This is a genomic window from Pseudomonas sp. MWU16-30322 (genome assembly GCF_020515535.1).
Classification (GTDB): domain Bacteria; phylum Pseudomonadota; class Gammaproteobacteria; order Pseudomonadales; family Pseudomonadaceae; genus Aquipseudomonas; species Aquipseudomonas fluorescens_H.
On the sequence record NZ_JAIWYL010000008.1, the window covers coordinates 259,486 to 274,966 of the forward strand.

The 15,481-nt window shown below is 61.2% G+C and carries 10 protein-coding genes; 7 read left to right on the forward strand and 3 right to left on the reverse strand.

Annotated elements, in window-relative coordinates; all coding sequences use genetic code 11:
• The first annotated feature begins 18 nt into the window (after positions 1–18).
• The 3 genes from LCH64_RS18460 to LCH64_RS18470 all read left to right on the forward strand — a co-directional run bounded on the left by LCH64_RS18460 (position 19) and on the right by LCH64_RS18470 (position 6,808).
• Positions 19–3,471: a GMC oxidoreductase gene (locus LCH64_RS18460; RefSeq protein WP_226500939.1), complete on the forward strand. Its 3,453-nt coding sequence runs from the start codon at positions 19–21 to the stop codon at positions 3,469–3,471.
• Positions 3,472–3,669: 198 nt separating this feature from the next.
• Positions 3,670–5,538, forward strand: a complete 1,869-nt coding sequence (locus tag LCH64_RS18465) for a hypothetical protein (RefSeq protein WP_226500940.1) — start codon at positions 3,670–3,672, stop codon at positions 5,536–5,538.
• A gap of 25 nt (positions 5,539–5,563) precedes the next feature.
• A complete protein-coding gene (locus LCH64_RS18470) occupies positions 5,564–6,808 on the forward strand; it encodes a metallophosphoesterase (protein WP_226500941.1) in 1,245 nt (414 codons plus the stop codon).
• A 103-nt stretch (positions 6,809–6,911) separates the two neighbouring features.
• On the opposite strand, the gene gbcA is transcribed toward LCH64_RS18470, so the two are convergent.
• Positions 6,912–8,207 (reverse strand): glycine-betaine demethylase subunit GbcA, encoded by a 1,296-nt coding sequence (gene gbcA, locus LCH64_RS18475; protein WP_016772823.1) that lies wholly within the window; start codon positions 8,205–8,207, stop codon positions 6,912–6,914.
• Positions 8,208–8,487: 280 nt separating this feature from the next.
• Between gbcA and gbcB the strand changes: the two genes are divergently transcribed.
• Positions 8,488–9,588: a glycine-betaine demethylase subunit GbcB gene (gene gbcB, locus LCH64_RS18480; RefSeq protein ID WP_103484824.1), complete on the forward strand. Its 1,101-nt coding sequence runs from the start codon at positions 8,488–8,490 to the stop codon at positions 9,586–9,588.
• A 121-nt stretch (positions 9,589–9,709) separates the two neighbouring features.
• On the opposite strand, the gene LCH64_RS18485 is transcribed toward gbcB, so the two are convergent.
• Both LCH64_RS18485 and LCH64_RS18490 read right to left on the reverse strand, forming a co-directional pair.
• Positions 9,710–10,534 carry an NAD(P)-dependent oxidoreductase gene (locus LCH64_RS18485; protein ID WP_226500942.1) on the reverse strand — a complete coding sequence of 275 codons (825 nt, stop codon included), beginning with the start codon at positions 10,532–10,534 and terminating at the stop codon, positions 9,710–9,712.
• A gap of 262 nt (positions 10,535–10,796) precedes the next feature.
• The gene (locus LCH64_RS18490) at positions 10,797–11,837 is read right to left on the reverse strand and encodes a low specificity L-threonine aldolase (RefSeq protein ID WP_003228968.1); all 1,041 of its coding nucleotides are present in this window, start codon (positions 11,835–11,837) and stop codon (positions 10,797–10,799) included.
• A gap of 126 nt (positions 11,838–11,963) precedes the next feature.
• Here LCH64_RS18490 and LCH64_RS18495 point away from each other — a divergent pair, with 126 nt between their 5' ends.
• From LCH64_RS18495 to LCH64_RS18505, 3 genes are all read left to right on the forward strand, one after another.
• Positions 11,964–12,674, forward strand: a complete 711-nt coding sequence (locus LCH64_RS18495; RefSeq protein WP_226500943.1) for a TraX family protein — start codon at positions 11,964–11,966, stop codon at positions 12,672–12,674.
• Positions 12,675–12,946: 272 nt separating this feature from the next.
• Positions 12,947–14,200: a serine hydroxymethyltransferase gene (gene glyA, locus LCH64_RS18500; RefSeq protein WP_226500944.1), complete on the forward strand. Its 1,254-nt coding sequence runs from the start codon at positions 12,947–12,949 to the stop codon at positions 14,198–14,200.
• A gap of 20 nt (positions 14,201–14,220) precedes the next feature.
• On the forward strand, positions 14,221–15,471 hold the full coding sequence (locus LCH64_RS18505; RefSeq protein ID WP_003206307.1) for a sarcosine oxidase subunit beta: 1,251 nt from the start codon (positions 14,221–14,223) through the stop codon (positions 15,469–15,471).
• Positions 15,472–15,481: the final 10 nt, after the last annotated feature.

Genomic DNA, 15,481 nt, shown 5'->3' on the forward strand with positions numbered 1-15,481 from the left:
TGAGAAAGGATCAGTCTCATGACACGCATCGCAACGCCCATCAGCGAGATCAAGGAACACTACGACGTCATTGTCATCGGCTCCGGTTATGGCGGCGGCATTGCTGCGTCACGCCTGTCCAGGGCGGGTAAGCAGGTGTGCCTGCTGGAGCGGGGCCGGGAGATCCAGCCCGGCGAATACCCCAACACGATGATTGCCGCGACCGAAGAATTGCAGGTGCACGACCCCGACGGCCATATCGGTTCGCGCACCGGACTGTTCGACCTGCATGTGAATGCGCAGCAGAACGTGGTGGTCGGTTGCGGCCTCGGCGGTACGTCGTTGATCAATGCCAACGTCGCGCTTGAACCCGAGCCCGGCGTGTTCGAGGACCCACGCTGGCCTCAAGCTGTGCGCGAACACCGCGACACCTTGCTCAAGGACGGTTACGCCCGCGCCCGGGAAATGCTCAAGCCCAATCCGTACCCGAACAACGCGCCGAACCTGCCCAAGCTCGACGCCAACAAAAAGTCTGCGGACTACCTCAAGCAGGGCGCGCATTTCTACAAGCCGCCGATCAACGTGACCTTCGACAAACTGCCGAACAACCTCAACCACGTCGGCGTCGAACAGCTGCCGTGCAATCAGTGCGGCGACTGTGTCTCGGGCTGTAACAACAAGGCCAAGAACACCACGCTGATGAACTATCTGCCGGACGCCTGGAACCACGGCGCGGAGATTTTCTGTCAGGCCGAGGTGCGCTATCTGGAGCGCGATGGCGATGGCTGGATCGTGCACTTCCAGTATCTCGACAGCGGTCGCGAGAAATTCGACGCGCCAACGTTGTTTGTGAAGGCCGATATCGTCGTGGTCTCCGCCGGCACTCTTGGTTCGACCGAGATTCTTCTGCGCTCGCGGGACAAGGGCCTGGTGATGTCCGGTCAGCTCGGCGAGAACATGAGCGGCAACGGCGACATCCTCGGCTTCGGCCATAACTGCGAGCAGACCATCAATGGCATCGGTTTCGGCGCGCACTCGGCCAAGGAGCTGCAGCCGGTTGGCCCGTGCATCACCTCGGTCATCGACATGCGCACCGAAGGTGACTGGCGCAGCCGCATGGTCATCGAGGAAGGTTCGATCCCCGGCGCCCTCGGCCGGCCGATGGTGCCGGCGATGGCCGGGTTTGCCGAGATGATCGGTGTGGCCACTGACGACAGTTTCAGCGGCAAGCTCGGCTACAAGGAACGCGAAGCCGAAAGCTTTCTGCGCGGCCCGTATTACGGCGCGCTGCACAACATGCAGACCTACCTGATCATGAGCCACGACAGCGGCCAGGGCCGGATGCTTCTCGACAACAAGGACCAGTTGCGTATCGACTGGCCGGGTGTCGGCGAGCAGGAAAACTTCAAGCTCGGCAACGAACGTCTGTACCAGAGCACCAAGGCGTTGGGCGGGGTCTGGGTGGAGAATCCGATCTGGACCCAACTGCTCAAGCACAGCATCGTCTCGGTGCATCCGCTGGGCGGTTGCGTGATGGGCGAGGACGCCGCGCAAGGCGTGGTCAATCACAAGGGCCAGGTGTTCAGCGGCGCCAACGGCACTGATGTCTACGCCAGCCTCTACGTGACCGATGGCGCGGTGATCCCGACCTCGCTGGCGGTCAATCCGCTGCTGACCATCTCCGCCGTGAGTGAACGCAACATGGGCCTGCTGGCCGCCGACCGTGGCTGGAAGATCGACTACACGCTGCCGTCGGCACCGCGCAAACAGGTGGCACCACCGACCCTCGGCGTGCAGTTCACCGAAACCATGAAGGGCTATTTTTCCCGGGCCTTCACCGCCGCGCAGAGCACCGATCTGAAAGTCTATGAAGCGGCGGCCAAACGCGGCGAGGCGGACAATTCGCCGATCGACTTCACCCTGACCATCACCGCCAACGACCTCAATCGGATGATCAAGGAGCCGGAACACGCCGCGACCATTGTCGGTACGGTGATCGCCCCGGCGCTGTCGCCGCAACCGCTGACCGCCAGCAATGGCGTGTTCAACCTGTTCGAGCAATTCGAGCAACAGGTCGACACGCGCCACATGAAATACGACATGAAACTGACCGCCGAGGACGGCAACGACTATTTCTTCAGCGCTTTCAAAACCGTGCCGGAAGACAACGGCGTGCTGAACATCTGGCACGACACCAGCACCTTGTATGTGACGCTGTATCGCGGGCCGGACAAGAGCGGCGAGGTGATCGGCTCCGGGGTGATGCATATTCATCCGACCGATTTCGCCAAGCAGATGACCACCATGAAAGTGCTCAACGCGCGCAACGAGCGTGAGCGCATCGAGGGCCTGGCACGCTTCGGCAAGTTCTTCGCCGGAATCCTCTGGGAGAGTTACGGCGGAGTGTTTGCCGGTGATGTCTACTTCAATCCCGACGCGCCGCCACGGTTGAAACGGCCGCTGGATGCGCCGACCCCGGCGGTGCATTTCTTCCCCACCGAGGACGGCGTCGAGCTGCGCCTGACCCGCTATCAGGCCGGCAGCAAAGGCCCGGTGATGCTGGTGCATGGCCTGGGCGTCGGTTCGAATATCTTTTCCACCGACACCATCCAGACCAACCTGCTGGAATACCTGTGCAAGCACGACTATGACGTGTGGCTGCTGGATTTCCGCGTGAGCATTCTGCTGCCAGCGAGCAAGAAAGAATGGAACGGCGATCAGATTGCCCAGTACGACTTCAAGGCTGCCATCGCGCAGATTCAGCGGGAGACCCAGGCCAAAGACGTGCAGTGCGTGGTGCATTGCTACGGCGCGACCACGTTCTTCATGTCGTTGCTGGCGGGGCTGCAGGGCGTGCGTTCGGTGGTCTGCTCGCAGATTGCCGCTGACACCGTGGTCGCCACGGCTACCGGGTTGAAAGCCGGTCTGCACCTGCCGGGGATGCTCGACGCCATCGGTATCAAGTCGATGACCGCTTACGCCGACAGCAAGGAGAACTGGTTCAACCGGCTCTACGACAAGGCCCTCAACGGCTACGCGCGGATTGAAGCACAGGGTTATTGCACCAATCCGGTGTGCCACCGCATCACCTTCATGTACGCCTCGCTGTACCGCCACGACACCCTCAACGAGACGCTGCATGACAACCTGCACGAACTGTTCGGCGAGTCGAACATCGAGACCTTCGAGCACCTGGCGCTGATCGTGCGCAAAGGGCATCTGGTGGATTTCAAGGGCAACGATGTGTACATGCCGCACTTCGACCGGCTGACCATGCCGATCTGTTTCATCAGCGGCGCGGAAAACCAGTGTTATCTGCCGGAAAGCACGCTCAAGACTTACCAGCGGTTTTGCGAGAAGCACGGACCGGAGCGCTACAGCCGGCATGTGGTGCCGGGCTATGGCCACATCGATTGCATGTTCGGCAAGAACGCGGTGGTCGATGTGTATCCGATCATCCTTGAACACCTGGAGAAAACGGCCCTCGGTTGAGGAAGTCTTCCTGTGGCGAGGGAGCTTGCTCCCGCTGGGCTGCGAAGCGGCCCCAAAATCTGAGCGTGCGGTTTTCCTGAAACACCGCATCTGCCGGGTTTACGACGGCTGCGCCGCCGAGCGGGAGCAAGCTCCCTCGCCACAAAAGCTCATCACACAGAGGGACTCTCCTAAGGTCTGCACAAGGAAATGGATGACATGGATACCTGTATCCGCTGGTTTCAACGCTTCATCTGGATCGGCATTGCAATGAACATGGTGTTCGCGATCCCAGCGCTGTTTGCGCCAGGGTTGCTGACATCGGTGGTCGGCCTGCCGCCGCAACTCTCCGACCCGTGGCTGGAAAACGCCGGGATGCTGCTGGTGGGCATCAGCGTGTTTTACATGCCGTCGGGCTTCAACGCGCCGCGCTATGTGGTGTATTCCTGGTTGTGCGTACTGACGCGGCTGATCGCCGTGGTGTTCTGGATTTACCTGATCAATACCAGCAGTCAGGGTTCGGTGTTCGTGCCGATGCTGATGGGCGATCTGAGCTTCTTTCTGATCCTCGGCATTCTGCTGTACCTGGGCACCACGCCCGAGCACCGGCCATGGGCATTGCTCTGCGATGGCTGGCGCGAGTGGCGCGCGGCCTGGGCGCGGCAATGGCAGAGCCACGCCTTCAAGGTCGGCACCTTGATCGTGGTGGCGCTACTAAGTTTCATCGGTTACGAAACCTGGTACCAGATGCTGCGCGTGGTGCCGGAGCAGGAATACGCCTCCGACGAAGACCACTACAAATACGCCGCCATCGGCTTGGGCATCGAAGCGCGGATCCCGTATTACCTGTTCGCCGTGCTGCCGCAGATGTGCCCGGAAAAAATGCCCAAACCCGGCGGCTGGGAAGTGTTCGGCTTCCTCTATGAAAACGGCAAGGACCTGCCGATCGGCATGGCCAAGCGACAAATCGGTTACCCGACCGTAGAGCCGAACTGCGCGCTGTGCCACACCGGCTCCTACCGGGCCAATGCCAGCGACGTCGCGGTCAATGTGCCGAGCGCGCCGGCCAACACCCTGCAACTGCAAGCCTTCCAGTGGTACGCCTACGATTGCGCCAGCGATCCGAAATTCACCACCGACGCGGTGATGGCGGCGATCAACAGCAAGTTCCAGCTGGGCTTTTTCGAGAAGCTCTACAACCGCTACCTGATCATCCCGATGGCCAAGAGCGCGCTGCTCAAACAGAAACAGGCCTATGCCTGGCAGAAGTTGCGGCCCGCTCAGGGGCCGGGTCGCACCGACACCTTCAACCCGACGAAAATGGTGGTGTTCGGCTTCCCGGATGACTCGACCATCGGCACCGTCGACCTGCCGCAAGTGTGGAACCAGAAACCGCGGGAATCGATGTACCTGCACTGGGACGGCAATAACAACAAGATCCACGAACGCAACTACGCCGCCGCTATGGCCGTGGGCGCGACCCCGGAATCGGTGCTGCCGCCGAGCTTCAACCGGGTGACCAACTGGCTGCTCGGGCACAAGCCGCCGGCGTGGCCGTGGGCGCTGGATCAAGCGAAAGTCGCGCAGGGCAAACCGATCTGGGAAGCCACTTGCGCCGGTTGCCATGACTTCGGGCGTGCCGACACCGGGCAGGTCACCACCAACATCGATCAGCTCGGTACCGATCCGCATCGGCTGGACTCGTTTACCACCGGTCTGGTGACGGCGTTCCACACCTTCAAGAAACCGCCGTTCGACTTCGGCGCGTATCGCAAGACCCAGAGCTACAGCAACACGCCGACTGACGGCATCTGGCTGCGCGCGCCGTATCTGCACAACGGTTCGGTACCGACCCTGTGGGATCTGTTGCAACCGCCGGAAAAACGTCCGGTGGTGTTCATCACCGGGTCCGACGTCTACGACCCGGTCAACGTCGGTTTCGTCACCAGCGGCGCCCAGGCCAAGGCCTCGGCGGACTTCAAATACGACACGCGGCTGGAGGGCAACCACAACAGCGGTCACCTGTATGGCACGACGCTGTCGGACGACGACAAGCGTGCGTTGATCGAATTCATGAAAACCCTGTGAGCCCTTACGGATAGAGGAATACGCCATGTCAGCGGTCGGTCATCTGAAACACGAATACGACAAGGTCAAAGTGCGCATTCACGGCTTGTTCACGCGCATGGAAATGGCCTGGATGAAGCTCATCAGCGAACTTGAACCGAAGGAGTTCGAGGCCATTATCAAGTTGCTACAGCGTGGTCACGATCAGGCGCAGTACGTGCTGAAAAACGGCGAGTTGCCGGGCGACGAGCCGAGCGTACCCTGGGAGCTGTCCCACGGTTTGTCGATCCTGCGCATCGGCAATGCCACGCCGTTGCCGCAGTCGAGCGATCAACTGCAAACCCGTGTGCTGAAGGACGGCAGCCTGCTCGGCTGTCGCAAGTGGGAGTTGCTCGACCTGCTGTGGAGCGAGGCTTTGCTCAAGTGGATTGAAAACCTGCGTCATCACGCGACCTTCGGCACTGACCCGGCGGTGGTGCAGATGGAGCGCGACGTGACCCTGGCGATTGCCGGCGACTGGGGCACCGGCCCCTTTGACAGTCATGCGCCGGCGGTTTCAGTCGCCAACCAGATGCAACTGGCGCAGGCCGATTTCACCATCCATCTGGGCGACGTCTACTACGCCGGCAGCCATTCGCAGGAAGACGTCGACATGGCCGGTTGGCCGATGGGCAGCCACGGCTCGTTCACCCTCAACTCCAACCACGAGATGTACAGCGGCGCCCACGGCTATTTCAAGGAACTGGCCAAGCGCTTTCCGGGGCAGCAGGGCACCAGTTATTTCGCCTTGATCAATGACGATTGGCTGGTGGTCGGCCTCGATTCGGCCTACGCCTCGGATGCGATGAACCTGTACATGGATGGCACGCTGAACGAGCCGCAGATCGTCTGGATGAAGGGCCTGCCGAAACGCAAAAAGATCATGGTGCTCAGCCATCATCAGGGCTTCGACATTTCCGGGCACAACAAGACCGCGCTGTATCAACCGGTGTGCGATGCCCTGGGGCGCGAGCCGGATTATTGGTACTGGGGACATCTGCACAACGGCATCGTCTACGCACAACAGGGCGGTTTGCATGCGCGCTGCGCCGGGCACGGGGCGATTCCCTATGGCAATGCCAGCGAGCTGGACGGGCATTCGCGGGTGTTGTGGTCGGAGACGCAGGATGCCAACGATCCGGCGTATCCGCTGCGGGTGTTGAATGGCTACGCGAAAATCAGGCTGGTGGGGGAGGATATTTTTGAGGAGTTTATTGGCGAGGATGGTTCGGTGAGGTGGTCATCCAAGTGACGCGGTGACTGGGCCGGCCTCTTCGCGAGCAAGCTCGCTCCCACAGGTGGAATGCATTCCAAATGTGGGAGCGGGCTTGCTCGCGAAGCTTTTGCCTTTGATCTTAGCCCTGAACCGGGACGCCTTTGAGGTACGGCGCAGGCTCGGCCCCAAGGTTGTTCAGCATCCGCTCGCTGTACCAGTCCACGAAGTTGACCACACCAAACTCATAGGTTTTGGAATACGGCCCCGGCTGATAAGCGGTGGAGTTGATCCCGCGCTGGTTCTCTTCAGCCAGACGCCGGTCCTGGTCGTTGGTCGCGTCCCACACCTGGCGCATGCGTTCGACGTCGTAATCCACGCCTTCGACCGCATCCTTGTGCACCAGCCATTTGGTGGTGACCATGGTTTCCTGGGCGCTGATCGGCCACACGGTGAACACGATGATGTGGTCGCCCATGCAGTGGTTCCACGAGTGCGGCAGGTGCAGGATGCGCATCGAGCCGAGGTCGGGGTTCTTGATCCGGCCCATCAGTTTGGCGCAGCCCTGTTTGCCGTCCAGGGTCATCGACACGGTGCCTTTGAGCAGCGGCATGCGCACGATACGGTTGCGCAGGCCGAAACTGGCGTGGGCGTAAGGGATCTTCTCGGCTTCCCACGCCGCGGCGGAGGCGGCGACGTGATCCTTGAACGCCTGATCGGCGCGCGGGTCGGTGACGTCGTCCCACTCCAGCAGGGTTTTCAGCAGTTCCGGGTGCGACGCGTTGCAGTGGTAGCACTCGCGGTTGTTTTCCAGTACCAGTTTCCAGTTGGCCTTTTCCATCAAGGTGGTGGTGATCGCCACCTTGGTGTTCTCCATGTCGTACGGTTCCATGTAGTGGTTCAGCGTCGACAGGAAGTCATCAATGGCCGGCGGATTCTCCGCCAGGCTGATGAAGATGTAGCCGCCGGCAGTCTTCACGTTCACCGGTTTGAGGCCGTACTGCTTCATGTCGAAGTCGGCGCCCATCTCGGTGCCGGCGAACAGCAGACGACCGTCCAGCTCATAGGTCCACTGGTGGTAGTGGCAGACCAGTTTGGCGACCTTGCCTTTTTCACTGGTGCACAGGCGCGAGCCACGGTGACGGCATACGTTATGGAAAGCATGCACCACACCTTCAGCGCCACGAATGACGATGATCGGGTTCTTGCCGACCTGCAGGGTCAGGTAGTTGCCCTTGGCCGGGATCTCGCAGGTCATGCCAGCGATCAACCACTCTTTCTGGAAGATCTCCTGCATGTCGATATCGAACAGGCGCTCATCGCTGTAGAACGGTTGCGGCAGGGAAAAGGTGCGCTCGCGCTCTTGCAGCATCTGTGCGGTGGCCTTGCGTGCGGGTTCCAGCGGATCGCCCAGGCTGATTTTTGCGGTGACGTCCATCGATGTATTCCTCAAGGCCATCTGCGTGGCCGCGAAAGTGGCTGATCAGGGTTGCTACGCAAGGTGTAAAGAATCTGTTTGATGTGAGGCGAGTGTGGGGCCGGCGCTGGGCGGAACCTTATCCATGGGCGACATGGTGCAATCTGTTCCCGACGCGCAACCCCCGGTGGTTGGGGGCTGGTCGCGATAAGCATGCCGATGTCGCGGATAGGTAAACGGACGGTTCACGCTATACGCAGAATCGCCACATGAAGGCCGACAGTCGGCCGTGGAGAACAGCATGTCCAACAGCTTCCTGAATCCGGTCACCACCCAGACCTGGGCCAATGGCCGACACATCGTCCGTTGCGTCAAAGTCATCCAGGAAACCTGGGACGTGCGCACCTTCTGTTTCATGGCCGACCAGCCGATCCTGTTCTTCTTCAAGCCCGGGCAGTTCGTGACCCTGGAGCTGGAAATCGACGGCCAGCCGATCATGCGTTCGTACACCATTTCCAGTTCGCCGTCGGTGCCTTACAGCTTCTCGGTAACCATCAAGCGCGTGCCGGGCGGCAAGGTTTCCAACTGGCTGCACGACACCCTGCATGAAGGCCAGGAGTTGGCGGTGCACGGGCCGGTCGGGCTGTTCAACGCGATCGACTTCCCGAGTCCGAAAGTGCTGTATCTCAGCGGCGGCGTGGGGATCACCCCTTGCATGTCGATGGCGCGCTGGTTCTACGATACCAACGCCAACGTCGACATGACCTTTATCCACAGCGCGCGCTCGCCGAAAGACATCATTTACCACCGCGAACTGGAGCACATGGCGTCGCGGATCGACAACTTCAGCCTGCACCTGATCTGCGAAAAACACGGGCTGGGCGAGCCATGGGCCGGCTATCGCGGCTACCTCAATCACAAGATGCTCGAACTGATGGTGCCGGACTTCCTCGAACGCGAAGTGTTCTGCTGCGGCCCGACGCCGTACATGACCGCGGTCAAGCGCTTGCTGGAAGCCGCCGGTTACGACATGTCGCGGTATCACGAGGAATCCTTCGGCGCCACGCCACCCGAGGCCCGTGCCGACGCGGTGGAACAAGCCGAACAGGCGGCCGAGGCACCGGAAATTGATGCGGCGGATCTGCATCAGGTCGAGTTCACCGCCTCCGGCAAAAGCATTCGCGTGGGCCCGGGCGAAACCGTGCACGCAGCCGCGGCCAAGCTTGGCCTGATGATCCCGAAAGCCTGCGGCATGGGGATCTGCGGCACGTGCAAGGTGCTCAAGCTCGGTGGCGAAGTGGAGATGGAGCACAACGGCGGGATAACCGAGGACGACGAGGCGGAAGGTTTCATCCTGTCGTGCTGCAGCGTGCCGAAGGGCGACGTGCGCATCGAGTTCTAAGGATCGATGCAAATCCCCTGTGGGAGCGGGCTTGCTCGCGAAAGCGTCGGATCAGTCGGCAAACGTGTTGAATGACACACCGCTTTCGCGAGCAAGCCCGCTCCCACAGGGGGATGTGTTTTCAATCGATGAACAGGTCGGGCATCAGGGTTGCGTCGCTGTCCGGCTCGAATCGGTATTGATCGAATTCGGTCACGCCGTTTTCTCGCAAAATCTCCTCATCAATCAACAGCCGACCGCTGATCTGCCGCCCGCTGCTGCTCAGGATCACATGCGCCGCATCCGCCATGATCGCTGGCGTGCGCGCATGCTTGAACGACTCTCTGTTGCCCAGCTGAAACTCGATCGCCGCCGTGGCAATCATGGTCTGCGGCCACAGCGAATTGACGCTGATCCCGTAATTGGCGAATTCCTCGCTCATGCCCACCGTCAGCATGCTCATGCCGTATTTGGTCACGGTGTAGGGGCTGTACTGGGCGAACCATTTGCTTGCCAGATTCAGCGGCGGCGACAGGTTGAGGATGTGTCCGGCGGATTTTTTCAGATAGGGCAGGGCGGCCTGGCTGCACAGCAGCACCGCGCGGGTGTTGATCTGGTGCATCAGGTCGAAGCGTTTGAGTTCGATGTGTTGCACACCGGTGAGCTTGATCGCCCCGGCGTTATTGATCAGCGCATCGATGCCGCCGAAATGCTCGTTGGCCTGGGCCAGCGCACTGCGCACCGCGTCTTCATCACGCACATCGACTTGCAGCGCCAATGCCTTGCCGCCCGCCGCTTCGACTTCTGCGGCGACGCTGTGGATGGTGCCGGGCAGTTTCGGATGAGCTTCGGCGCTCTTGGCCGCAATCACGATATTAGCCCCGTCCTTCGCGGCCCGCAGCGCAATCTCACGGCCGATGCCACGGCTGGCGCCGGTGATGAACAGGGTTTTGCCTTGTAGCGACATGCCGATGCTCCTGCTTGTTGTTATGTGAGCGGGGGGCTCGACAGACAATGTAGACCAAGCAGCTGGCGCGATAGGGGCGGCGAAGATGACTTGTGGTGAGGGGATTTATCCCCGATGGGTTGCGCAGCAGCCCCAAAACCTATGAACGCGATCTACCAGCAAGACCGCGTTTTCAGGATTTACGACTGCTGCGCAGCCGATCGGGGATAAATCCCCTCGCCACAGGGGATCAACTCGTTACAGGAGTTCATTTGCCAAGGAATCAGGCCGACATCACTTCGCGGATGTCACGAGCCAGTTCGCGTACGCGTTCTTCTTCGGTGTCCCACGAGCACATGAAGCGTGCGCCGCCCTTGCCGATGAAGGTGTAGAAACGCCAGTTTTTCGCGGTCAGCGCGGCGATGGCCGGTTCCGAGAGTTGCAGGAATACGCCGTTGGCCTGCACCGGGAACATCAGTTCCACGCCCGGAATGTCGCTGACCAGTTCGGCCAGCAGTTGTGCGCAGTGGTTGGCGTGGCGGGCGTATTTGAGCCAGGCGTCGTTTTCGAGGATGCCGACCCACGGTGCCGAGAGGAAGCGCATTTTCGACGCCAGTTGCCCGGCCTGTTTGCAGCGGTAGTCGAAGTCTTCGGCCAGTTTGTGGTTGAAGAACAGAATCGCTTCACCCACGGCCATGCCGTTTTTCGTGCCGCCGAAGCACAGCACGTCGACACCGGCCTTCCAGGTCAGATCGGCCGGCGAGCAGCCGAGGAAGGCGCAGGCGTTGGAGAAACGCGCGCCGTCCATGTGCAGGTGCAGGCCCAGTTCCTTGCAGGTGGCGCTGATGGCGCGGACTTCTTCCGGGGTGTAGACGCTGCCGACTTCAGTGGCCTGAGTCAGGGTCACGACGCGCGGTTTCGGGTAGTGGATGTCCTGCCGCTTGAGCGCGACTTCGCGAATCGACTGCGGGGTGATCTTGCCGTTTTCGGTGCCGGCGATCAGCAGTTTCGAGCCGTTGGAGAAGAATTCCGGTGCGCCGCATTCGTCGGTTTCGACGTGGGCGGTTTCCGAGCAGATCACGCTGTGGTAACTCTGGCACAGCGACGACAGCGCCAGCGAGTTGGCGGCGGTGCCGTTGAAGGCGAAAAACACTTCGCAGTCGGTTTCGAACAATTTGCGGAAATAGTCCGAAGCGCGTGCGGTCCATTCATCGTCGCCATAAGCGCGCTGGTGGCCGTGGTTGGCCTGTTCCATGGCAGCCCAGGCTTCAGGGCAGATACCGGAGTAGTTGTCGCTGGCGAATTGTTGGCTCTTGTCGGTCATGGCCGGCTTCCGTGGTCGAGACTCTTGTGAAGGCTCGTGGTCAATGATGGTGCGCACTTTACCGAAGATCTTCCGGGGAGCACACGGGATGTCGCTGTCAGAAAATTACCAGTTTGTTGCCCGATTATGCACGTGACTAAACGCGACGGCGCGCTGGATTTGCTCAAGTGGCTGGCGCTGCTGAGCATGCTGCTCGATCACCTGCGATATGTCGGGATCAGCGCCGATTGGCTGTATGTGCCGGGGCGTCTGGCGTTCCCGTGGTTCTGTCTGGCGATGGCGGCGAACCTTGCCCGGGCCGGTGCGCAGAAGACCGAGTGGCGCTATCTGGGCTGGTTGCTGCTGTTCAGCCTGATCAGCGAGATTCCCTACCGCTTGTACATTCCTGATCCCGACACCTTGAACGTGATGCCCACGCTGGCGCTCGGTTTGCTGGTGGCGCGAGGGTGGCAGGGTCGAACCTTACTATCGCGCCTGTTGGGCGTCGGTGCCTTGCTGCTGGCGGCGCTGTTTTCGCAGTGGCTGATGTTCGGCGTGTTTGGCGTGTTGCTGCCGCTGGCGCTGCTGTGGGTGATCCGTCGCCCCTGGTACTTCGGCCTGCTGCCGGGGCTGGTGTGTCTGGCGGGGAATCAGTGGCAGGTGCTGTATGAGGCGGCGGAGTTTGGCAACTACGTGGCGGTGTTCGGCATCGCGGCATGCCTGATTGCGCCAATGCTCGGGCTGTTCTTGTTGCGACACTTCAGATCTATCCATCCGCTGCCCATGCGCCGTTGGGCGTACGCGCTCTATCCCCTGCATTTCCTCTTGCTGCTCGCCATTCGCACGGCCTGCACATAACCCCGGTGGGAGCGGGCTTGCTCGCGAAAGCGTTGTATCAGACGGCATAGATGTCGACTGACACACCGCTTTCGCGAGCAAGCCCGCTCCCACAAGGGATCTGCGTGGATTCAATCGGTCATTTCCCGCCATGTCGTAAACGCACCTTTGTGTGGCGTCCGTAGGCATCTGGGCTGTCTGCGCCGGCCATACCATCGCATCAAAGGGCACCGTCGCAAGCCGCGTGCCTGACCAAGACAAAATGGCGCACTGCCGCCGCTGGGAGAGACGCGATGTTCAGCAAGCAAGACCAGATCCAGGGTTATGACGATGCACTGCTGACGGCGATGAATGCCGAGGAGCAGCGTCAGGAAGATCACATCGAGCTGATCGCGTCGGAAAACTACACCAGCAAACGCGTGATGGAAGCGCAAGGCAGCGGCCTGACCAACAAGTACGCCGAAGGCTATCCGGGCAAGCGCTACTACGGTGGCTGCGAGCATGTGGATAAAGTCGAAGCGCTGGCCATCGAGCGCGCCAAGCAGCTGTTCGGCGCCGATTACGCCAACGTCCAGCCGCACTCCGGTTCCTCGGCCAACAGCGCGGTGTACCTGGCGCTGATCCAGCCGGGCGACACCATTCTGGGCATGAGCCTGGCCCACGGCGGCCACCTGACCCACGGCGCGAAAGTGTCGTCCTCGGGCAAGCTGTACAACGCGGTGCAGTACGGGATCAACACCGATACCGGGCTGATCGATTACGACGAAGTCGAGCGTCTGGCCGTCGAGTGCAAGCCGAAGATGATCGTTGCCGGGTTCTCCGCCTACTCCAAGACCCTGGACTTCCCGCGTTTCCGGCAGATCGCCGACAAGGTCGGTGCGCTGCTGTTCGTCGACATGGCCCACGTCGCCGGCCTGGTCGCTGCTGGCCTGTACCCGAATCCGCTGCCGTACGCTGACGTGGTCACCACCACCACGCACAAGACCCTACGCGGTCCGCGTGGCGGGCTGATCCTGGCCAAGTCCAACGAAGAGATCGAGAAGAAGCTCAACGCCGCGGTATTCCCCGGTGCCCAGGGCGGCCCGCTGATGCACGTCATCGCCGGTAAAGCGGTGTGCTTCAAGGAAGCGCTGGAGCCTGGCTTCAAGGCTTATCAGCAGCAAGTGATCGACAACGCCAAGGCGATGGCCAGCGTGTTTATCAAACGTGGCTACGATGTAGTGTCGGGCGGCACCGACAACCACCTGTTCCTGGTCAGCCTGATCCGTCAGGGCCTGACCGGCAAGGATGCTGACGCCGCCCTTGGCCGTGCGCACATCACCGTCAACAAGAACGCCGTGCCGAACGATCCGCAATCGCCGTTCGTGACCTCGGGCCTGCGCATCGGCACCCCGGCCGTCACCACCCGCGGCTTCAAGGTCGCCCAGTGCGAAGTGCTGGCCGGCTGGATCTGCGACATCCTCGACAACCTCGGTGACGCCGACGTTGAAGCGAATGTGGCCAAGAACGTCGCGGCACTGTGCGCCGACTACCCGGTTTATCGCTGAGCGGTTTGGAGTAAATGACTATGCAACGCTATTCGGGCTTCGGCCTCTTCAAACACTCCCTCAGCCACCACGAAAACTGGCAGCGCATGTGGCGCACGCCGACGCCGAAGAAGGTCTACGACGTGGTCATCGTTGGCGGCGGCGGGCACGGTCTGGCGACCGCCTACTATCTGGCGAAAGAGCACGGCATCACCAACGTGGCCGTGGTCGAGAAAGGCTGGCTGGGCGGCGGTAACACCGCGCGCAACACCACCATCGTGCGCTCCAACTACCTGTGGGACGAGTCGGCGCACCTGTACGAACATGCGATGAAACTGTGGGAAGGCCTGTCGCAGGACCTGAACTACAACGTGATGTTCTCCCAGCGTGGCGTCTACAACCTGTGCCACACCCTGCAGGACATCCGTGATTCCGAGCGTCGGGTCAGCGCCAACCGCCTCAACGGCGTCGACGGCGAACTGCTCAATGCCAAGCAAGTGGCCGACGAGATTCCGTACCTCGACTGCTCGAAAAACACCCGTTACCCGGTAATGGGCGCGACTGTTCAGCGTCGCGGCGGCGTCGCCCGTCACGATGCCGTGGCCTGGGGCTTTGCCCGTGCCGCCGACGCCTTGGGCGTGGACTTGATCCAGCAGACCGAAGTCATCGGTTTCCGCAAGGAAAACGGCGTGTGCATCGGCGTTGAAACCAACAAGGGTTTCATCGGCGCCAAGCGCGTCGGCGTGGTCACCGCCGGTAACTCCGGGCACATGGCCAAGCTCGCCGGTTTCCGTCTGCCGATCGAATCCCACCCGCTGCAAGCGCTGGTGTCCGAGCCGATCAAACCGATTATCGACAGCGTGATCATGTCCAACGCCGTGCACGGTTACATCAGCCAGTCGGACAAGGGCGACCTGGTGATCGGCGCCGGTATCGACGGCTACAACGGCTACGGCCAGCGCGGTTCGTACCCGGTGATCGAACACACCATCCAGGCCATCGTCGAGATGTTCCCGGTGCTGTCGCGGGTGCGCATGAACCGCCAGTGGGGCGGCATCGTCGACACCACCCCGGACGCTTGCCCGATCATTTCGAAAACCCCGGTGCCGAACATGTTCTTCAACTGCGGTTGGGGCACCGGTGGCTTCAAGGCAACTCCCGGCTCGGGCAACGTGTTTGCCGCCAGCCTCGCCAAGGGTGAAATGCACCCGTTGGCTGCACCGTTTTCCATCGACCGTTTCCACAACGGCGCACTCATCGACGAACACGGCGCTGCTGCCGTCGCCCACTAACAGGAGAAAT

Excerpts from the sequence above, each read along its gene's own strand:
- LCH64_RS18460 (WP_226500939.1), top strand. The coding sequence starts at position 19 with ATGACACGCATCGCAACGCCCATCAGCGAGATCAAGGAACACTACGAC.
- LCH64_RS18470 (WP_226500941.1), top strand. The coding sequence starts at position 5,564 with ATGTCAGCGGTCGGTCATCTGAAACACGAATACGACAAGGTCAAAGTG.
- LCH64_RS18485 (WP_226500942.1), bottom strand. The coding sequence starts at position 10,534 with ATGTCGCTACAAGGCAAAACCCTGTTCATCACCGGCGCCAGCCGTGGC.
- LCH64_RS18465 (WP_226500940.1), top strand. The coding sequence starts at position 3,670 with ATGGATACCTGTATCCGCTGGTTTCAACGCTTCATCTGGATCGGCATT.
- LCH64_RS18505 (WP_003206307.1), top strand. The coding sequence starts at position 14,221 with ATGCAACGCTATTCGGGCTTCGGCCTCTTCAAACACTCCCTCAGCCAC.
- gbcB (WP_103484824.1), top strand. The coding sequence starts at position 8,488 with ATGTCCAACAGCTTCCTGAATCCGGTCACCACCCAGACCTGGGCCAAT.
- glyA (WP_226500944.1), top strand. The coding sequence starts at position 12,947 with ATGTTCAGCAAGCAAGACCAGATCCAGGGTTATGACGATGCACTGCTG.
- LCH64_RS18490 (WP_003228968.1), bottom strand. The coding sequence starts at position 11,837 with ATGACCGACAAGAGCCAACAATTCGCCAGCGACAACTACTCCGGTATC.
- gbcA (WP_016772823.1), bottom strand. The coding sequence starts at position 8,207 with ATGGACGTCACCGCAAAAATCAGCCTGGGCGATCCGCTGGAACCCGCA.
- LCH64_RS18495 (WP_226500943.1), top strand. The coding sequence starts at position 11,964 with ATGCACGTGACTAAACGCGACGGCGCGCTGGATTTGCTCAAGTGGCTG.